Origin of the sequence: Luteimonas terrae, assembly GCF_031457535.1 — a bacterium.
GTDB classification, from domain to species: domain Bacteria; phylum Pseudomonadota; class Gammaproteobacteria; order Xanthomonadales; family Xanthomonadaceae; genus Luteimonas; species Luteimonas terrae_A.
Map to the genome: position 1 here is coordinate 61,706 of NZ_JAVDWO010000017.1, position 20,522 is coordinate 82,227.

Here is a 20,522-nt window from a genome sequence, read left to right on the forward strand (position 1 = left end):
TGAGCTGACTGCTGGCACTCTTCTTCGCGACATCGGCACATGCCGCGCCCGATCGCGCCAGCGCGGCCCGCGTCTTTGAGACCGCGAACACGCTATGTGAGCGTGACAGCGGCGCACTGTGGGGCGAATCGCTGTGCGGCCCGATCCTCATCGTCGATCCCGCAGATCGCGCGGTCATCGCCAACCAGCAGGACCCCGGCGGTGTGCTCGTCGAACAGGAAGGGGTTTTCGTCGGTACATTGCCGCAGACGTCGATCCTCGCGAACACGCGTGTGGAATGGTCGGGCGCGGACTGGACGCAGTTGCTATGGCCGGTGCCACTCGAGCCAAGCCTGCTGCGCGTCCTGCTAACGCATGAAATGTTCCATCGCATCCAGCCCAGGCTCGCCCTCACGCGTAACGAGGCCGGCAACCGCCATCTCGATACGCTCGAAGGCCGTTATCTGCTGCAACTCGAATGGCGCGCCCTTGCCCGAGGCGTCATGGCAGTCGACGCCGATGCGCGCCGCGCGCATGTCGGCGATGCGCTCGCGTTCCGGTTTGAGCGCCGACGCCTGTTTGCAAATGCGGCCACGGAAGAAGCGGCCCTCGAAATCAACGAAGGGCTTGCGGAGTACACGGGTGTACGCCTGGGCCTGTTGCACGAAGAAGAGCGACGCGCCTTCGCCGTCTTCGATCTCGCACGCTTTCTCGGCTCGCCCAGCTTCGTCCGCTCCTTCGGGTATGCCAGCGGCCCGGCCTACGGGCTGCTGCTCGACGCCGCCGACCCCCAGTGGCGCAGCCGACTCGACGCAGACGCCGACCTCGGCGCACTGCTTGCAAGCGCCCTGCACATCGACGCCGCCGCTCTCTCCGATCTCGATACCCGCCAGCGCCGTTACGACGCCGACGGCAGCCTGCGCACCGCAGAAGAAACACGCGACCGGGACCGCCTTGCCCGCGCGACCCAGTGGCGCGCCACCTTGGTGGACGGGCCGGTGCTTGTGCTGCCGCTGCAGAACATGAATCTCCAGTTCAATCCGCAGACACTCGCCGCGCTCGACGACATCGGCACCGTCTACCCGACGCTGCGCCTCATCGACAGATGGGGCGAACTCAACGTCGAAGGTGGCGCCGCATTGATACACGCGGACTACACGCGCGCGACCGTGGCACTGCCGCACACCGGCAGCGGAACGACGGGAAAAGGCTGGACGCTGACCCTCACGCCCGGATGGACACTCGCTCCGGGATCGCGCGCGGGCGATATGACGCTGGTGCGCGATGGCGCAACGCCGGGCTCCCAGCCCTGATCGATGCGCCTGAAGGTGACCCCACGCCGGGGATAGAGCGACGGACTCCGGCCCATTTGCGCCGCCCCTTCAATTCGAATTTTGTAGATCGAATGCGTTTCGAGCGTCTTCAACCAGCGGAAGCTTGTCGAGTGTCCACGCATGCAGTTCTCGCAGTGGACGTTGAACTTGATCCGGCGAAGGCGACTGCTCTGAAAATTCCGCAAAAGATGTGGGCCATCATTCAAAGCATGCAAGGCTGGTTTCCGATGAAGCAGTAGGAGGGTCTGAACACCTCCGCCATGTTGGTGACACTACAAAACAGCGTCGGAACAGTGGTCGATAGCCGCCAGCTCCATGTACCGGCGTCGACGACGCCCTACGAACTGCTGCTGCAACGCACGCCGACCCCGGCGTGCCTCAGATCAACCCGTCGCGCCAGGGCCCGGTGATCGCGACCGTAAAGCCCGGCGTGTAGACGTTCGCGAACAGCCAGCGACCATTCGGCGAGAAGCATGCCCCGGCCCATTCGGCCCCGCGATAATCGCCGGTAAAACCGCCCTGTCCTGTGAGCACGACATCGCTGCGGCAGAACTCGAACAGACCGCCTGCGCCGGTCATCCCGTAGAGCCGCTGCACTGGCTGGGCGGAGTCTTCGCAGATCACCAGGCCGCCGCGCGGGCTGAGCACCACGTTGTCGGGATAGTCCAGCACATGCGGATCCGGTGATTCGAAGACCAGCTCCAGCAGCTCGGCGCCCGGATCGTAGGCCCAGACCTGGCCGCAGCTCGCATCGCCGCCATTGGTCGAGGTGAAGAACACGCGGCCGTCGCCATAGATGCAGCCTTCGAGCCGGGTGAACACCGAGCCGCCCCCGGCCACGCCCTGGGCAACGACCCCCTCGTCGCGCGTCGGACTGTCGCTATCGGCGCCCTGGTCGGGATGTTCGATCTCCACCCATCGCACCTTCAGCCGCTCGCCCTGGCGGCGGCCGCGGCGCAGATCCGGTGCGCCCTCCGCGGCCAGCATCTGCAGCCGACCGCCGCGCAGCAGCTCGCCTGGTACTGCGGGCAACATCCGGTAGAAGCCGGCACGGCGGTGCCCGTCCTCGGTCAGATAGACGATTCCTGTGGATGGATCCACGGTCGCAGCCTCGTGCTTGAAGCGGCCCATTGCCACGATCGGCTCGGCGCTGGACAGCCCGTCGGCGGGCACCTCGAACACGTAACCGTGCGACTGCTTCATCGTGTGCACGGCGCCATCGATCTGCAGTTGCTGCCCGCGCGTGAGCACAATCTCTTCGCACGACAGCCACGTGCCCCACGGCGTGACGCCGCCGGCACAGTTGACCAGCGTGCCCGACAGCGACGGGCGTGCGTCGAGCAGACGGCCCGCCGCGGTATCGAAGCGCAGCGTGGTCGTGCCGCCAGCGCAGTCCGGGTCCCAGGTCGCGCCGGGGGGCGTGAAGCTGCCGCTGGTCTCGCCGCCGATCTCGTGGTTGCGCACCAGCGTGACCACGTCACCATGCGCGCGTACCACGCCCATGCCGTCGTGCTTGCCCGGACACGCGATGTCGCCGGCCAGCGCTTCCCCGGCCCAGCCGAACGTGGTGTAGCGGAAGCCCTCCGGCAGCTGCAGAAGCGGCAGACCGGTATTGAGATCACGCACCGGCTGCAAGGGCCCGTAGCCGGCATGCACCTGCGTGGAACTGCCGGCCCGCGCCAACAGCTGCCCCACCGGCGTGAGGCCCATACCGGCCATACCCAGGCCTAAGCCGGCGGCCTTGAGCAGGCGGCGGCGGGCGATCAGCGGGGTATCGGTGTCCATCGTGTCTCCAGGCCAGGCGCTTCGCGCGCGAACGGCGCAGCCTACGCAGCGTGTGTGGCAGGACGAAGACCGCAGGACCGCAAATCCTCGGGAAACGTTTGTGGAGCCGCGACGATTCACAAGTTCTGGGAGATGCCCACTTGCCGCCCTCATAACGCTCAGGGCAATGCGGCGCGATGATCGCTTGATGGCGTGAAGCGGCGCGCGCGTGCACATTGCGAACGCAGCCGCCTTCCACATGCGCAACCGCGTGATCATCCAGAATTACGGCGGTTGGGCATTTACCTGCGGGCTGCGGCGGCGTACACCATCTGCGGCGTTGACGATGGACGCACCGATGAAGACCGACGTGCCTTCGCGAATTCGCCACCACATCGGCCATCCACGGGGCGCAGTTGGCAGTCAGCCGCTCGACCTGCAAAAGCCGGCCACTGATCTCAACAGCAGGCGCCTCGTATGCCAGTCTCCGGCACGCCGGCCGAGCGCAGCGCGCCCTCAGGTAGGCGCTTACGAGGCCGGGCGAAGCGCCATTCCGCCCCGACGTGTCGCCCCGCGTTCTTCGCGCCTGGCCGCGGATTCCTCCAGATCGCGCGTCCCTCGAGGGCGTGCGCCGGGGCATATTGACGACCCGGGAAAACTAGGCAAACGTTGATGTACGCCCTGTCGCCACACAGGAAAACACACGCCATGTCATTCCCGCGCGCCCTTATTGCGGCTGTGTTGACACTGTTTGCAGCGGTCTCTGCCGTCGCCACGCCTGTCGAGCCTCCGGCCAGCGGTAAGCCCATTACCATCCTGCTGCTGGGCACCCACCACCTGCACAACCCCGGCCAGGATCTGGTCAATATCGACACCGACGACGTGCTGTCGCCCGCGCGCCAGCGCGAGCTCGAGGCCCTGGGTGATGCGCTGCTCGGCTTCCGGCCGGACAAGGTGGCCGTCGAGGCGCGCGTGTCCACGCCCGATCTGGCAATACCCGGCCGGCTCGACCCGGACGCTCTCGCCAGTGACCGCAACGAGATCACCCAGATCGCGCAGCGCGTGGCGATAAAGGCGGGCCTGGAGCGCATGTACGGGGTGGATGTGGACGGCCGCTTCGATCTCGGGCCGCTGCGCGCGATCACCGCCGAGCCCGGCGCCGGCCACATGCGCCAGGCCCTGGCCCACGCCACCGAGCTGGGCACGGTCATGGCCGAGCGGGTCAACACGCTGTCGATCCCGGCCTATATGGCGTGGCTCAACAGTGACGCGATGATCGAGGCGAATCACGGCTTCTACCGCACTCTGGTGCGCGTGTCCGACGGTACCCGGTTCCCCGGCGCCGATCTGGTCAGCGACTGGTACGCGCGCAATGCCCGGATCTGTGCGCGGATCCTGCAGGTGGCCGAGCCGGGCGAACGCATTCTGGTGCTCTACGGCGTGGGCCATGTGCACTGGCTGCGGGACTGCCTGGGCACGCTGCCCGATGTGGAACTCGTCCACCCCGCGCCGTATCTGGAGGCGGCCGAGCAGATGCTGTCCACGTCCGCCGCCCCGGTCGATGCCAGCGCGTCGATCCGTTACGAGGTCGGCGTCCACCCGGGCACCGAACTCCTGCACGTCATCAATTACCTCGCCCGCGTCTACGGCCCTCCGGTCAAGGATTACGACTATCGCCGCGCGGTCGACGCCTGGTTCGGCCATTTGCGCGAGCACCCGGCCGTCGTCCACGCGCGCACGCTGCCCTACAACGACTTCGTCGAACTGGGCTGGGCCTTTGAATGGCCCGGACCGGTACTCGTGCCCCCCGAGGGCTTCGCCCACCTCACACCGATCAAGGGCGAGGAGTGGCTGCACGAATACCTGCGCCTGGCGGCCGACTTCGCCGTCGCATCGGACTTCGCCGGGTTTTTCGAGGCCCATCAACCCGACTACGCGCGCTGGACGGAACAGTTCCGCACGCGCCTGGCCCAGGTGGATCCGCTCACCGAGCTGGCCGACTTCTACGGCAGCGGCCTGGACAAGACGCTGTATTTCTCCATTTCGCCGCTGGGCGTGGTGCTCAAGGCCAACATCGTCATCGACGAAGTCGCGCCGCGGCATGCCCACTACGGCCCGATCCTGATTCCGTTCGATCCGCGCTTCCTTGCCGAGGGCGATACCGACGCCGCGCGCTTCGATTATCTCGACGAACCGCTGGCCAACGCCGTGTGGCACGAGGCCACGCACATCGCACTGGAACAGTTCGCCAGCGGCCAACGTGACGTCCTGCTCGACATCCGCTACGCCGACGCGTTTTCCCGGCAATTCGAACTCTTCGATGATCCCCGCCTCAACACCTATTTCTTCGTCCACGAGGTGCTGTCCGATGCGGTCGCGATCGCACTCAAGGGCCAGCGCTTTGGCGCCGCCTCGGCAGAGACGCATCTCGAACTCAACGAAGCCATGGGCGGCACGCTGTACCGGCCGGTGGTGGAGCATCTGCAGCGCGCCTATGTTCCGCACCGGGCGCAACGCGATTTCCGCGCGCACCTGCCTGCGTTGGCGGCATTCATCAGCCGCACCGGCGATGCGTTGCCTGCCGACCCCCAGCCACAGACCGACTGACCCGTGACCGGCACGGACGCGGCCACGCACTGCCCCAACTGCGGCGCGCCGCTGCAGGGCGCATATTGCGCCGCCTGCGGCCAGCCGCGGCTGCGCGACGCCGACCGCCGGTTCCTGCATTTGATGCGCCAGTTCTTCGGCGCACTGACCAACCTCGACAACCGCGTCTGGCGCAGCATCCGCGCGCTGTTCTTCCGTCCCGGCCTGCTGTCCGCCGATTACATCGCCGGGCGCCGGGCGCGCTGGCTGCCGCCGATCTCGCTGTTCGTCATCGCCAACCTGCTGTTCTTCCTGGCGCCGCCGCTGAGCGACTTCACCCTGCCCTTCGACGACCAGGTGCCGGGCGCGCTGTCCCTCGCCGCACGCGACAACGTCGACCGCCTCTCGCCCGCGACGCGGGCACGCATCGAACAATGGCCCGGCCAGTTGCACAGCCGGTTGACCGCCGGCTGGGTGCAGGCACGCGTCGCGAAACGGGACAGCGCCGCCCGCGCCCGCACCGACGGTCGCGCGGGCTACACGGTGGCCGACTACGCGCGCGCCTACGACGCCCGCGCCGTCCCGATCAGCAAACTGCTGATCATCCTGCACGTGCCCTTTCTTGCGCTGGTGCTGGCGAGCGCGTTCCGCCGCCGGCCGCTGTATTTCGCCGAACACCTGATCGTCGCCCTGCACCTGTTCACGTTCTACGTGCTGCTGATCCAGCTGGTGGTGGGGCCGCTGGGCTACCTGGAGCGTGCGGTGTCGGGCGGCTGGAGCGCGGCGTTCGACACCGTCTGGCGCACAGTGGTCTTGACGCTGATGCTCGCCTACTCGGCGGTGGCCATCCGCCGTGTCTACGCCACCCCCTGGTGGCGCGCAGGCCTGACCGCCGCCGCCTTGCTGGTGGTGCTGCTGGCGGCCAACTTCGTGGTGTACCGCGCCGTGCAGTTCGTCGCGGTGTTCGCGATCACCTGACACGGCGGGGAAGCGGACCGGCCCGCCATGCCGCTTCGCTCGACCGGGGAGCTACGAACGTCCTCGCCCCTGCGTTCGTGTACACCGCCGTCGGGCATCGCGATGAAAGCGCGTGGAAGGACGAGCACTCCGATACAGAGGCAATCCAAGACGGTTGCAACATCCAAGTTGAGCCTTTCGAACCGCAATCGCTGCAACCGTTCGCGCGCCGTTCGCAGGCCCGCCCGTGACGCCCGTCGAGTTGCGCCGTGCGCCCGCTCGGCGCACCGTTGCAACCGGGTGGCCCTACGCCATCCGGCCGCAGACCAGGCCACCGAACAGACGTTTCGAGGGAGACAGAGACCATGCATATCGGAGTGATCGGCCTCGGCCGAATGGGCGGCAATATCGCGCGGCGCCTGATGCGCGGCGGCCACGACGTCGTGGGCTTCGACCAGAACACGGCGGCCACCAGTGCGCTGGCCGATGAGGGCATCGCCGTCACCAGGTCACTCGACGAACTCGCTGCGCAGCTGCCGGAACCCCGCATTTTCTGGATCATGCTGCCAGCTGGCGCCATCACCGAGTCCACGATCGAGGCGCTGATTCCGCTGGCCGCGCCCGGCGACATCATCATTGACGGCGGCAACAGCTTCTACAAAGACGACATCCGCCGAGCCAAGGCCTGCGCAATGCAACAGCTCCACTATGTCGATGTCGGCACGTCGGGCGGCGTCTGGGGGCTGGAACGCGGCTACTGCATGATGATCGGCGGCGAACAACAGGTGGTCGAACGTCTCGACCCCATCTTCGACACGCTGGCACCCGGCCATGGCGATCTGCTCCGCACCCCCGGCCGCAGTGGCCCGGTCAAACCGTCCGAGCGCGGTTACATCCATGCCGGACCGGCGGGCGCAGGCCACTTCGTCAAGATGGTCCACAACGGCATCGAGTACGGCCTGATGCAGGCGTACGCCGAGGGGTTCGACATCCTCAAGGGCAAGGCATCGGAGCCGCTGCCAGAGGATGAGCGGTTCGATATCGATCTGGCGGAGGTGGCGGAAGTCTGGCGGCGCGGCAGCGTGATCTCATCCTGGCTGCTCGACCTGTGCGCATCCGCTCTCGCCGAAGACCCGCGTCTGGCCGGATTTTCGGGAAAGGTCTCCGATTCCGGCGAAGGCCAGTGGACGATCGACGCCGCGATGGAAGAAGCCGTGCCCGCCTACGTGCTGTCGGCCGCGCTGTTCGCCCGCTACCGCAGCCGCGTCGATACCACCTTCGGCGATCAGCTGCTGTCGGCGATGCGCTTCGGCTTCGGCGGGCATGTCGAAATGCCGCAGTAGCCGCAACGGCCCAGGCGCACGCGTCGCCCGCACACGAACCGCTTGCGCAGCGGGCCACGCCCAGCGCATGTGACCGCTGCATAGCGCCAGTCACCATCTGGCGCAGCCGCTCGAGAATGCGCTGGCCGACCGGCAGCTTGCCGAAACCCTTCCCTACCTGCCGCCGCAGTATGCCTGCGGCCACGACGACATGCGCGTAAGGGTGGATGCCAGGACACGCCGCTTCACAGTCATCGCCAGGCAACGAGCCCACATGCGGAAGACCTGGAGATGGTCGTTGCTGCGCGCGGCGGCTACCCCCGGTTGAGCGGCGCTCGAACCTGCGCTTGCAGGAAATGGATCAAGTGTTCTGACACGGCCTCCGGCCTGTCCTCCAACGAGAAGTGACCGGCGTTCTCCACAACGTGGAGCTCGGAGCCCGGGATCGCCTTGTGCAGGCGATGCGCCCAATCCAGCACCTGCCAGGTGTCCTCCCGCCCCCAGATCAACTGCACCGGAATCCGCCCAAGCTCCGCCACGCGGTCCGCGATTTCCATCGTGTGTTTCGGATCGTAGTGCCACATCTGATGCTGGATGTAGCTCGCCTGCCCGACCGGCCCGGAGATGTAATCCAGGTACGCTGGCAGCGCATCATTCGCAAAGCGTTCCGGGTCTGCAGATGCACTCCGCAGCCACGTCTCAAAATGCGCCCGATGCTTGGCTTCAGGCGCCCGCACAAGCGCATCCAGACCTTCAGACATCTGCTCCTGCGTCCGCTTGGACGGGTAACTGTCAAAACTCACGCTGTCGATCAGCGTGAGCGTCCGAAGTCGCGGCAGATGGAAAACGCCGAAGCGCTGCGCAACGCCGCCGCCAATGTCGTGTGCAACCAGGTGCGTGGTGTCCAGACCCCAGACGTCCATCATCGCTTCGAGAATGCGGACCTGACCGGAAATCGAGGTGTCCACATCCTTGCGCCAGGGGCGCTCGGATTCTCCATACCCGAGCAGATCGAAAACGTGCGCCTTGAAGCCCACTGCAGTCAGACGCGGCACGACATGTCGCCAGATGAGCGACGAAGACGGCGTGCCGTGCACGAGAACCACGGGCTCGCCTTCGCCGAAGGTGGCGTATGCGATCCGATGGCCGTCGACGATCGTGTGCTTGTCTGCAATGGGTTGCACAGCGGCTTGTGTGTACGTCACGCCTGTTCCCTCCGAATTGACGACTGCAGTCGCAACAACGGTAGGCACCCTCGCGGAATTGCACTGTGAACCGCAGGCCCCTGCCTTCTTCGGCTGACGCCTCAGGGACCAGCCCAAGTACTCGATCCGACGTCGGCGCGATGGTCGGTCTGCAGCCTGGCGGCTGCAGTCACGTGAACGGTGTAGAGCGGCGGCGTCTGACACCTGCGCAATCCCGCGGCCTGAGACGGTTCAAGCGTTTGCGAGTTCACCTGTCGGTCGATGGCGCGCCCCCCGCTTGGACAACCGATCGCAGCAACCGTATCGTCGGGACATGCACAGCTTCGGTCCCTCGCGCGCCCCAGCGCCGTCATACGACCGCGCCAGCCTGTCGAATCAGCGTGCGCTGCCCGGCCGTACCCTGGCGTCGAGCGTCAAGGCAGGCTGGCGGTCCGCACTGATCGAGCGCATGCATTGGCCCGCAGGCGCCACCGAGTTCGAAACGAAAGCGTGCACTGATCTGCGCGTTTCGATGGTGCTGCGCGGCGCCCATGCCACCGACGTATGGATGGACGGCCAGTGGTGCAGGACGGACGCACCGGTCGGCGCGATCGCCGTGACGGCGGCGAGCGACGTGGATGCATTGCGCTGGCGAAGCGATGTGCCGATCGAGACCGTCCACCTCTTCATTCCGGCCGACACGATCGCAATCGCTGCCAGCCAGCTCCAGGCCGCAGGCACGCGCTCGCACACGACGGCGCCATTGGTGTCTTTCGCAGATTCCGCCGTCTCGTCCGTGCTCATCGGCCTACTGCAGGCCGCGCAGCAGGGCGCACCGGATCTCTATGCCAGCAATACCGTCCACTGGCTTGCAATGCATCTGTTGCTCACCCAGCGGCTCGAGCAGACGGGCGAGCCCGTCCGGACGCCGGACCCGCGCATCGAGCGCGCTATCGCGTGCATCCATCAGCGCTATGTCGAACCGCTGTCGCTTGCCCAGCTCGCCGCGGTGGCGTGCCTCAGCAGGTTCCACTTCGCGCGCCTGTTCCGGCTCGAGACCGGCATGTCCCCCCACGCCTATCTGCTCGCGCATCGCATGCAAGCGGCGAAGGATCTACTGGCCGCGACCGACGTGCCGATTGCACAGATCGCACGCCGAACGGGTTTCGTGCGAGCGGCGCAGTTCGCTGTCGCCTTCCGGAGCGCGGCGGGTCTGACCGCCACCGAATTCCGGCAGCGATCGAATGCGGACCAGGCCGAGCTGCGCGATCGCGGCGTGCACTCGAATGCCGGGAAGCCGCCGCAACGCTAGTTGTCGATCCGCGCGCCCAGAGATTCCATCATCGTACCGCTGCTCGGTCGCGCGGCCATGCGCGCCAGCCACGCGGCCACGTTGGGACGTTGTGGCGCGTCGATCCAGGGAATCTCGCCAGTCGCGATGTTTGCGCCCATGAACCCATAGAGCAGGATGTCGGCCATCGTCACGTCATCGCAGGCGATGAAGCGACGGCCTTCGAGATCATGATCCAACTGGTTGAGGCCCTGGTCGGCCAGCAGTCGATGCGAGCGCCGGGCTTCGGGCATCAGAATGCGATGGCCGCGATACGCGCGTTCCGCGGCCTCGGTGCCGCGCCACCACGAGACGAACGGCAGCACGATTTCCAGATAGACCCGCCGCGTCCACATGTGGATGACCGCGCGTTCTGCCGGCGTGTCGCCGAACAGGCGCCGGCCGCCACGTGCGATCTCGTCGAAGTAGCCGCAGATCGCGGTGATCTCGGTGATGATCGTCCCGTCGTCGAGTCGCAGTGCAGGCACCTCGCCGCGCGCGTTGACGTGTCGCAGGTAGGCGGGGCGGCGGTTCTCGAGGCCCACGAGATCGATCGTTTCCACATCGAACTGCAAGCCTTGCCGCTCATGCACGAATAGTCGAACTACGACCGGGTTCGGACCCGGCGCGTTGGCATCGTAGAGGATCATTGTGTTCTCCATCGGCAGACAGGTGGCGAAGATGGCGGCGGCACGCGGCACTGCGGTCACAACAGCCCACCGTCACGCACCAGCGATCGCACGCCCTTCGACGCCGAGGATGGACAGACTGGTCGGAAAGCGCGCAGCGCCCGACGCAAAACCGCACGAATCCGAATGCAATCCGCACGCGATCGAAATCCTGCTGCGTGGTCAACGGGCATCCTCTGCTGCGGCGCTGCGCCGACCGTAATCGCGGAATTAATGCACCTGCACCCGCGTCCCAGTGCCAGCGCGGTGACAGACCTCGTCGGGGCTCACCGCATCCCGACCTCAGTCAGCCAGCGCATTGCGTCCTGCGTCCACCGGTCGCTGTCGGTGCCCTTCAGACGCACGCCGAACGCATGTCCGCCAGTCTCATAGCGGATCAGCGTCACGTTCGCACCGACGTCGCGCAGAGCCTTGTTATAGACCTCCGAATACTCGACAGGATCGACCGCATCATCCTTCGCATGGATGAGCAACGTCGGCGGCACAGCCGCGGACACCACGATGTCGGTGTTGAGTGCCCGCGCCGCAGGCGAATCTTTAGGCCGAATGTTCTTGTGCTCCATGGTCATGTGTCCGGCATAGACCGGAATCGCGAAGTCGGGACGCAGACGCACCGCGTCGGCGGAGTCGACCGGCGCGTACTTGCGCGACGCAAACTCCGTGCTCGATAGCACTGCGAGATTGCCGCCGGCGGAGAATCCCATCACGCCGATCCGGTTCGGATCGATGCCCCAGCCCGCCGCGTTGTGGCGGACCAGCGACATCGCCCGTTGCGCATCCTGCAGCGCCATCGGAATCGCCGGTGACTCATGCTGCTTCGTTACGGGGTTCCAGTTGCAGCCCGTGTTGGGCACGCGGTATTTCACGAGCACGCAGGTGATGCCGGCATCGGTCAGCCACTTGCAGACGTCCGAGCCGTACAGACCCAAGGTGCTTTTTGGACCGATGCCCAGCGCCTTGTAACCACCGCCCGGAAACACCAGAACAGCGGCGCTCGGTGCACGCGCGGCTGGCCGGTAGACCAGCATGCTCGGATGGGTGAGCGCCCATGACTCATGCGCCAGCGCCTCGATGCCCGCCTGCAGCACCGGTGAATCCTCCGGCCACAAATGGACCTCCCGCCAGTACGCCATGGAAGGCGCAGCTGTTGGCGAAGCCTCCGTAGGCTGCGTCTCGCTGACGCGCTGATGCGGCACTGCCTGTGCGACGCCCGTTACCGACCACGTGCTCGCTGGGATCAGCGCAGCGAGGCCCAGCCAAACGTAGATCCAACTGCGCATGCCCCCATTCTTCCGGCGTTTGAGACCGACGATTGATGAGCTGCCAGACTAGCGCTGTGTGGCTCCCCCTCCAACTCGCGCGCGGTCGATCGGAAACGTCACCGACCGCCGCCTCAAGCCAGCCGTTTCAAAAAATGGTGCGAGGTTTGCCAGGTTCACTTTTCCGACCATCAAAGCGACGGGATAAGTGAACCGGGCACCTTACTTCGATGCCACCCGAGATCGTGCTCAACGCTAACGGCATATAGGCAGATGCCCGCGGAATCGATCCAGCTGTCCTAGGCGACGCTCAGGGTGTCCGGTGTCGATGCGACTGGCAGCGGCAACGTGATCACGAACGTACTGCCTTGGCCCGTGCCGTCGCTGCTCGCAACGACGGTGCCACCGTGGGCCATGACGAGCTCACGCACCAGGGCCAAGCCGATGCCGAGCCCGCTTCTGTGGGCCGGCGAGCCGTCACCCACCTGCACGAACAGATCGAATACCTGCGGTAACGCCTCGGCTGCGATCCCGATGCCATCGTCACGCACGGTCACTGTCACATGATCATCGAACCGCTCCAGGCATACGCCGATGCGGCCACCTTCGGGCGTGTACTTGCAGGCGTTGTCGAGCAGATTGGTGAACACCTGCAACAGGCGCGTCCGGTCGGCGTGAAGCCTGACGACACCCGCCGGGAGAACAGCGAATTCCAGTTGCTGGCCACGCGCATCGATCCCGGTGCGACAGCTCAGCACGGCCATCTCGAGCACTTGGCCCAGATCCACAGGCCCCTGCTCCAGCCGCAGCTTGCCCGTGGTGATCCGGGTGCCGTCGAGCAGATCATCCACCAACCGCGCGATATGACCGACCTGGTCATCGATGATTCCCCGCAAGCGGGCGAAACGCGGGACGTCGTCGCGCGCCGCGTCGAGCATGTCGGCGGCGAGGCGGATCGGGGTGAGCGGATTGCGCAACTCGTGCGCCGCCATCGCCATCGCGTCTGATTGCCTGGACTGCGCCTCGCGTGCATGCGCTTCGCCGGCACGTGCGTCCAGGGCAGACACGACAAGCTGGCCGTTTGCTTCCTGCAGGACGGCGTGCTGATCGCTTCGAACGTATGCCGAGCGCAACGCCTCGTCATGGGCGGCGTCGCCAACTCCGAAGAGGGGCACCGAGCCGTCGGCATGACGCATGACGTTGTGACAGAACTCGTAGCCGCCCCGCCCCCGGCGCTTGGCGCAGTACATCGCAGCGTCGGCGCGTGCGATGAGCGAGCCCGCGTCGGTCGCGTCGTCCGGATACAGAGCGATGCCGAGGCTCGCAGACAGGGCGATGTCATGACCGCCGATGGTCGCCGGTGCCGCAATCACCTGCAGCAGGTGTTCCACAATCGCCGAGGCGTCCTCGCTCGAGGGCAGGTCATCGAGCAACACCAGGAACTCCTCACCGCCGTAGCGGCCCACGGTGTCGGTGTCACGCAGGCCCGACTCCAGCCGCCGTGCCATGAACTGGAGGACGCTATCGCCGACAGGACGACCGAATGTGTCGTTGATACGCTTGAAATCGTCGATATCGATGAATAACACCGCAAAGCGCGTGCCGCGTCTTTGCGCCGCTGTTATCGCGACGCCCAGCCTGTCGAGCATCGCTGTCCGGTTCGGGGTTTCGGTCAACGGATCGCGCAAGCTCTCAAGCGCCACGCGGTCGCGCTGGCGTGCCGCATCTTCCGCCATGACCTGCGCTGCCAGCGCGGCGACGACAAGATGGCCATTGGCCTCGGCGAGGTCGGAGCCGGGTCCATTCGACACCGCGTGCAGGAGACCTACCAGGGACTGGAGCTCGATGAGCTGGGCGCGCAACTGCGCATGACTCGCGCGCGAATCGAACGACGTGCGAACCGACCCCGGCCGCGGCTCGAACCCGGACGTGGTCACCAGCGGTCCACCCGGCACATCCTAGTTGCCGCGCACGGTAGGCGGCGCCAACTCGACCCGACGCGGATGCCCGCTGAGCAGGCCTTTGCCCCGCCAGCGTTTCGCCCAGATGGATACCACCTGCGTCGATGTCGAACAGGCGGATATCGTGCGAATGCGCGCTGCCCCGCACCTTGACTACCGCGAGCACGCGCTCCAGCCGGCTGTCGAGCTCGATGTACCGCTGCACGATGATGGCGTCGGTCAGGAACGCGGTGCGGTAAGGGCTGAATCTCAACTCGTTGTAGCGGTCTTCGAGTTCGGACGTCATCAGCACGGTCGCGCCGGTGTCCGCGAGTGCGGCCACCAGCCGTGCCAGCGTTTCACGGAAATCTTCGCGGAAGGTGGGTGCCAGGGCGAGCTCGAAGCCGGACAGCGAATCGATGACCACCCGGCTCGCCTTCAGCCGCTGCACTTCCTCGACCAGCAGGACCGCGATCTCGTCCACGGAAAGCCCGGGGCCGCGGGTGTCGATCACCCCAATGCGGCCTGCCTCGATCAGTCCGGAAATCAGCGGGCCACGCGAGCGCTGCGAGCGCTGCTCGAATGCGGCGATCACCCCGGTCTCTCCCAGGCGCGCGCCTTCGGCGAGGAAGGCCGTAGCCAGAGTGCTCTTGCCGGAGCCCGAAGGTCCGGCCACCAGCAGCGAATACCCGCTGGGCAGGCCGCCGCCGAGCATCGCATCCAGGCCGGCAACACCCATGCCGCACCGGTCGTCCACGGACGCGGGCGGATCGCGGTCCGGCGCGCCCGGCACCCGCGCAGGTGCGAACACGCGCAATCCTGCGGGGGTGATGCGGAACGTATGCAAGCCAGCCAACGTCGGCTGGCCGCGCATCTTCACGATCTCCAGCTTGCGCACCATCGAATTGCGCTCGACGCTCTGACGCAACCAGATCAGCCCGTCGGCCACCGTAAAGATGGGATTGGGATCCGCGTCGCTGAAGTACTCGCCGAGCAGAAACGTCGTCGCTTCCCAGCTCGTCAACAGGATCCCGAGATGCTGGATGAACTCCTGCAACGTGAGAAACGTATTCCCGTCGGCGTGGTGCGACAGGATCACCGAGCGGAACGAATCCACGAACACGAACCCCGGCGCATGCGCACGCACCTCGGCATCGATGCGCGCCAGCACCTGCTGCAGGTCACCGCCCGCGATATCGTCGGCGAGGTTCACGAACCGGATCGCAGTGTTCACGCGCGCCGGATCGAAGAACGCGAACTGCTGCTGGTAGCGCAGCATTTTCAACGCCGGCTCACCCAGTACGGTGAAGTAGAGCGCCGGTCGCTCCGGCGTGGCCATGGCGAACATGAGCTGGTGGGCGAGCGTCGTCTTGCCGGCACCAGGCGACCCCGCAATGAGGTTGAAAGAGAATTCGGGAATTCCACCGCCCAATACGGCGTCGAGGCCTTTCACTCCGGTGGCGAGTCGCCGGATCGTCGCGTTCTGCATGGTCATGGAGTGGTGTCCTGGCGGGACGGATCGGTCGGATCGTCCCGGAGTGGATGCAGCAGGCGCTCGCTGAGCGATGCCCCGATAAGGGTCACCAGCAGGCGCTCGAACGTGTCGAACAGATCGGCGATCGCGACAATCGCGTCGTCCTCGGCCTGGCGAGAACCCGCCTCGGCGAGGATCGGGAAGTCAGGCACGCCTCCGGCGGCTTCAAACTCCGCCTGCAGCCAGGCGTGGCGCGCGCCCGCGAGATGCAGCGCACGCGAAAACAGCGCGGACATGCCTCGTTGGCCAATAATGGGAACAAGCGCCCCGCTCAAGTCGTCCCAGAGGGTGAGGGCCTGTGCGGTGATGGCGTCCGTGCCGCCCCCCTCCGCGGCAACACGCCGCAGCAGGCTTTCCACTCGATGCATCTGGGTCTGCATATGCGACCTGAACTCCCGCGCATGCGGGACGTCCCCATCCTACGCTGTCAGCGCGAGGCCCGCGCGACGAGGCCCGGTAATCGCAAGCGGGCCTGACGCATTCCGTTCCCTCGCCCACGCGGACAGGTGCAGCAGCGCAATCCGCTTGAAGCCCGTAGAAGTCGTCGGGCACCAGACACGCGCGTCCAGAGCCTCACCTGCGTGCCGTGGGTGGAACGCCGGACGCCGCGCGGCGGGGCTCGCGCCATCGAGCTGATCGAATCGCATGCGCCACCTCAGCGCGTCGATATATCCCATGACAACGCCGATAGCCCGGCATCGGAGTGGCTCGAATACGTTCCCCCTGCGGAAGACAAAGGGGCGTAGGATCAAAATTCGATTGAAAGAGCCGGGGCGGCCTGACTCACGTCATCGTGTCTGCGGCAATCCGCAATCGGATCGTCGCATTCGATCTGCGCGGCGCAAGTTGCAGGTGTGTGCCGAGAGGTGTGAGGCACAGCGCGCCAACGAAACGCCATCGAGCCGCCGGCCGATCGAATCGGGGAGTCCGCGCCATGCGTGACCGTCCAGGCGACACGGCCCCGAAGTTCGAGCTGCTCGCGCGCGAGATGGAACAACAGATCGCGGCCGGCGTGCTGCGCCCCGGGGATCGCCTGCCGTCCGTGCGCCAGGCCTGTGCCAGCCGGGGCTTGAGCCCGAGCACCGTGTTCAAGGCCTATTACCTGCTCGAATCGCGCGGCCTGGTGCGCGCCGCGTCTCGCTCCGGCTACTTCGTCGCGGCACGTCCCGGCGGCGCACGGCTGCCGGAGCCGCGAGCGTCCGAGCCTTCCGGATCAGGGCCCGTCCAGGTCAAGGACCTGATCTATTCCTGCCTGGGCTCCGCGCGTGCGCGCGATGTCGTGCCTTTCGGCTCCGCTTTCCCGAGCCCCACCCTCTTCCCGCTCGATCGACTGCGCCGCGCGTTGATCTCGAGTACGCGGCGGCTCGATCCGTGGAGCATGGCCGAGGACCTGCCGCCGGGGAATCTGCCGCTCAAGCGCGAGATCGCCAAACGCTATCTGCGCCAGGGCCTGCAGGTGCCGGTCGAGGAGATCGTGCTGACCTACGGGGCGATGGAGGCGCTGACCCTGTGCCTGCACGCAGTGGCGCGGGCGGGTGATGCGGTGGTGGTGGAATCGCCGACGTTCTACATGGCGCTGCAGGCGCTGCAGCGTCTCGGCATGCACGCCATCGAAGTGCCGACCGACATGCACGAAGGCATCGACCTCGCCCGCCTCGCCGAGGTGATCGAACGCCATCGCCCGAAAGCCTGCTGGCTGATGACGAACTTCCAGAACCCGCTGGGCAGCCTGATGCCGGAGGCGAAGAAGCGCGACCTCGTCGAACTGCTCGCCCGCCACGACATGCCGCTGATCGAAGACGACGTCTACGCCGAGCTCTACGCGGGCAATGTCGCGCCGCTGCCGGCCAAGGCGTTCGACCGTCGCGGTCTGGTGCTGCACTGTTCGTCGTTCTCGAAGTGCCTGGCGCCGGGCTACCGGGTCGGCTGGGCCGCGCCCGGCCGGCTGACGCGTGAGGTCGAACGGTTGAAGCTCATGACCACCCTGTCGGGCTCGATTCCGGTGCAGGCCGCCTTGGCCGAGTACCTGCAGGAAGGTGGCTACGACCGCCACCTGCGCGGCCTGCGCGCGTCGCTGCAGGCGCAGCGCGACAGCATGTTCGACGCCGTCAACCGGCTGTTTCCCGACGGCACGCGGGTGCTGCAACCGGCCGGCGGCTACTTCGTATGGGTGGAGTTGCCTGCGGGCGTCGACGCGATGGCACTGCACGGGGCCGCGATGGCAGAACGGATCAGCCTGGCCCCCGGGCCGATGTTCTCCGCGCGCGGTGAGTTCCGGCACCACATCCGGCTCACCTGCGGCCAGCCCTGGGACGATTCACGCGAGCACGCCTTGCGCACACTGGCCCGGTTGGTCAGTGACGCACCGCGTGTCCAACCATCGGCGGCAGCGCCGATCTGATCCGGTCGCGCAGACGCGCAACTGCGCGCACTGCCGCCGCGAACGCCAGCGCAGAGTGCAGCCATGTCCAGGTCCCCGTCCTCACCGAAGCCGCATCCCGATGCCGTGCCGACGCGGATGGCGGTCAGCCGCACCCCGCGCGGCCCACAGATGGCGCTGCACGAAGTGCTCGACCGGCTCGGCCCGTGCATCTTCGCCGGCCTGCTCGATACCGACGGCAGGCTGCACTACGCCAACGAGGCGGCGTTGCACGCCGTCGGCTGCACGCCCGAGCAGGTGCTCGGCGAGCGCTTCGACACGACCCCGTGGTGGCAGGCGTGCGAACAGTCGCAACGACAGCTGCAGCTGGCAATCGCCAGCGCCGCGCGGGGCGAGGCGTCGCGCTTCGACGTGCGCATCGCCACGCGCAACGGCCCTCCGCTGGCCATGGATTTCTCGCTGCTGCCGCTCTACGACCTGGACGGGCGGGTGGTCTGGCTGATTCCCTCGGCGCGCGATGTGAGCGAACGCGACCAGGCGCAGCACCAGCTGCTGCTCACCCGCCACGCCGTCGAACAGGCCAACGACGCCTTGCTGCAGGTCGGGCCCGACGGCGCCTTCCGCGATGCCAACGCCTCGGCGTGCCGGCTGCTGGGCCTGGAGCGGGACGAACTGCTGCGGCTGCGCGTGTCCGACATCGACACCCAAGTGGATGCCACGCAGTGGCTGCAGCGCTGGCGCGATCTGTACGACAGCGGTTCGCTGCGGTTCGAGACCAGCGTGCACCATCACGACGGCCACGAGATTCCGGTCGATGTGTCGATCAGCCTGGTGACCAGCGGCGACACCTCGTTCGCCCACGTCTGCATGGACGACCTGCGCGAACGCCGCGCCGCCGAACGCCGCATCCACCAGCTGCTGCAGTTCGACGAACTGACCGGACTGCCGAACCGGCAACTGCTGCTCGAACGGCTGGACGCGATGCTGCAGGCCGGTACGCAGAGCGCGGTGCTGGTCCTGGCGCTCGATCGTTTCAAGCGCATCAACGACGGCCTCGGCACGGCGGTCGGCGACGCGGTGCTGCGAGAAGTGGCACAGCGCGTGACCTCGACCGTGCGCAACATCGATCTGGTGGCCCGGCGCGGCGACGACGAGTTCGTGGTGGTACTGGCCGCCGGCCCGGACGATGCGCCGCACCTGGCCCATGCGCTGCTCGAGAGCATCGCCCGGCCGATGCACATCGACGGGCACGAGATCCATGTCACCTGCAGCATCGGCCTGGCCATGACACCGGCCGAAGGCGAACGCGCCGAGACCCTGTTGCGCCGTGCCAACGCCGCGTTGCATCACGCCAAGCGGCTTGGCCGCAACCAGATCAACGTCTACGCCGGCGCGCCGGACGATTACGACCCGGAGCGCCTGGCATTGGAGAACGCGCTGCGCCAGGCCCTGCGCGACGAACAGCTCGAACTGCACTACCAGCCGCAGGTCGACCTGGCACAGGGCCGCATCGTCGGTGTCGAAGCCCTGCTGCGCTGGCAGCACCCCACGCTGGGCCGCATCCCGCCGGACCGCTTCATTCCGATCGCCGAAGAAACCGGCCTGATCGTGCCCATCGGCGACTGGGTCCTGCGCCGCGCCATCGAGCAGGCGGCGGACTGGCAGCGCGCCGGCCTGCCGCCGGTGCGCGTGGCCGTCAACCTGTCGGCCCGTCAGCTGCTGCAGCCCGACCTCGCGCGCCGCATCGAGCAGATGCTCGCCAGCGCCGGCCTCGATCCACGATTGCTCGGCGTCGAAGTCACCGAAAGCATGTTGATCGCCAACTTCGACCAGGCCGTGCAACACCTCGAGGCGCTGCGGGCGCTGGGCGTCGAGATCTCGCTCGACGACTTCGGCACCGGCTACTCCAGCCTGAGCTACCTGCGCCGGTTGCCGGTGGACCTGATCAAGATCGACCGCTCGCTGGTGCCCGACGTGACCGCGCCGGCGGACGACGTCTCGATCACCCGCGCCATCATCACCATGGCGCACCAGTTGCGCATGCGCGTGCTCGCCGAGGGCGTGGAATGCGAAGGCCAGGCGGCGCTGCTGGCCAGCCACCAGTGCGACCAGATCCAGGGCTACTGGTGCAGTGCCGCGGTGCCCGCAGCCGCGCTTGAAGCGATGCTGCGCGACAGCCGCGACAGCCGCGATATCGGCGACGCCTGCCTGCGGCTATCCGCCTGTACGGACGCGCAGGCCCAGACGAGATAGCAGCGCAGCGA

General features: G+C 66.9%; 14 protein-coding genes. 7 read left to right on the forward strand and 7 right to left on the reverse strand.

Features of this window, described 5'->3' with window-relative positions:
- Positions 1-203: 203 nt before the first annotated feature.
- Entirely contained in the window at positions 204-1,292 is a 1,089-nt protein-coding gene (locus J2W68_RS16755) for a hypothetical protein (protein ID WP_310238205.1), read from the forward strand.
- A gap of 399 nt (positions 1,293-1,691) precedes the next feature.
- Here J2W68_RS16755 and J2W68_RS16760 read toward each other — a convergent pair whose 3' ends face one another.
- The gene (locus tag J2W68_RS16760) at positions 1,692-3,098 is read right to left on the reverse strand and encodes an alkaline phosphatase PhoX (RefSeq protein WP_310238208.1); all 1,407 of its coding nucleotides are present in this window, start codon (positions 3,096-3,098) and stop codon (positions 1,692-1,694) included.
- A 687-nt stretch (positions 3,099-3,785) separates the two neighbouring features.
- Between J2W68_RS16760 and J2W68_RS16765 the strand changes: the two genes are divergently transcribed.
- The 3 genes from J2W68_RS16765 to gnd all read left to right on the forward strand — a co-directional run bounded on the left by J2W68_RS16765 (position 3,786) and on the right by gnd (position 7,963).
- The gene (locus tag J2W68_RS16765; RefSeq protein WP_310238210.1) at positions 3,786-5,684 is read left to right on the forward strand and encodes a DUF5694 domain-containing protein; all 1,899 of its coding nucleotides are present in this window, start codon (positions 3,786-3,788) and stop codon (positions 5,682-5,684) included.
- Between the two features lie 3 nt (positions 5,685-5,687).
- Positions 5,688-6,641: a DUF3667 domain-containing protein gene (locus J2W68_RS16770; protein WP_310238212.1), complete on the forward strand. Its 954-nt coding sequence runs from the start codon at positions 5,688-5,690 to the stop codon at positions 6,639-6,641.
- Positions 6,642-6,889: 248 nt separating this feature from the next.
- Positions 6,890-7,963 (forward strand): phosphogluconate dehydrogenase (NAD(+)-dependent, decarboxylating), encoded by a 1,074-nt coding sequence (gnd, locus tag J2W68_RS16775; RefSeq protein ID WP_430539764.1) that lies wholly within the window; start codon positions 6,890-6,892, stop codon positions 7,961-7,963.
- Positions 7,964-8,256: 293 nt separating this feature from the next.
- Here the strand turns inward: gnd and J2W68_RS16780 are convergent, their stop codons facing one another.
- On the reverse strand, positions 8,257-9,147 hold the full coding sequence (locus J2W68_RS16780; protein ID WP_310238214.1) for an alpha/beta fold hydrolase: 891 nt from the start codon (positions 9,145-9,147) through the stop codon (positions 8,257-8,259).
- 511 nt (positions 9,148-9,658) lie between these two features.
- Between J2W68_RS16780 and J2W68_RS16785 the strand changes: the two genes are divergently transcribed.
- Positions 9,659-10,438 (forward strand): AraC family transcriptional regulator, encoded by a 780-nt coding sequence (locus J2W68_RS16785; protein WP_310238218.1) that lies wholly within the window; start codon positions 9,659-9,661, stop codon positions 10,436-10,438.
- Here J2W68_RS16785 and J2W68_RS16790 read toward each other — a convergent pair.
- From J2W68_RS16790 to J2W68_RS16810, 5 genes are all read right to left on the reverse strand, one after another.
- Complete coding sequence (locus tag J2W68_RS16790; protein ID WP_310238221.1) at positions 10,435-11,106, reverse strand: glutathione S-transferase family protein; 672 nt, start codon at positions 11,104-11,106, stop codon at positions 10,435-10,437. The genes J2W68_RS16785 and J2W68_RS16790 overlap by 4 nt on opposite strands.
- A 305-nt stretch (positions 11,107-11,411) precedes the next feature.
- Positions 11,412-12,425 carry an alpha/beta hydrolase gene (locus tag J2W68_RS16795; RefSeq protein WP_310238226.1) on the reverse strand — a complete coding sequence of 338 codons (1,014 nt, stop codon included), beginning with the start codon at positions 12,423-12,425 and terminating at the stop codon, positions 11,412-11,414.
- A gap of 278 nt (positions 12,426-12,703) precedes the next feature.
- Complete coding sequence (locus tag J2W68_RS16800) at positions 12,704-14,140, reverse strand: diguanylate cyclase domain-containing protein (protein ID WP_310238261.1); 1,437 nt, start codon at positions 14,138-14,140, stop codon at positions 12,704-12,706.
- Positions 14,097-15,839: an ATPase domain-containing protein gene (locus J2W68_RS16805; RefSeq protein WP_310238229.1), complete on the reverse strand. Its 1,743-nt coding sequence runs from the start codon at positions 15,837-15,839 to the stop codon at positions 14,097-14,099. The genes J2W68_RS16800 and J2W68_RS16805 overlap by 44 nt, the downstream gene beginning before the upstream one ends.
- Positions 15,836-16,258, reverse strand: a complete 423-nt coding sequence (locus J2W68_RS16810; RefSeq protein WP_310238232.1) for a hypothetical protein — start codon at positions 16,256-16,258, stop codon at positions 15,836-15,838. Before J2W68_RS16810 ends, J2W68_RS16805 begins: the two co-directional genes overlap by 4 nt.
- A gap of 554 nt (positions 16,259-16,812) precedes the next feature.
- Between J2W68_RS16810 and J2W68_RS16815 the strand changes: the two genes are divergently transcribed.
- Together J2W68_RS16815 and J2W68_RS16820 are read left to right on the forward strand one after the other, a co-directional pair.
- Positions 16,813-18,279, forward strand: a complete 1,467-nt coding sequence (locus J2W68_RS16815) for a PLP-dependent aminotransferase family protein (protein WP_310238235.1) — start codon at positions 16,813-16,815, stop codon at positions 18,277-18,279.
- 63 nt (positions 18,280-18,342) lie between these two features.
- On the forward strand, positions 18,343-20,511 hold the full coding sequence (locus J2W68_RS16820; protein ID WP_310238238.1) for a putative bifunctional diguanylate cyclase/phosphodiesterase: 2,169 nt from the start codon (positions 18,343-18,345) through the stop codon (positions 20,509-20,511).
- Positions 20,512-20,522 lie beyond the last annotated feature (11 nt).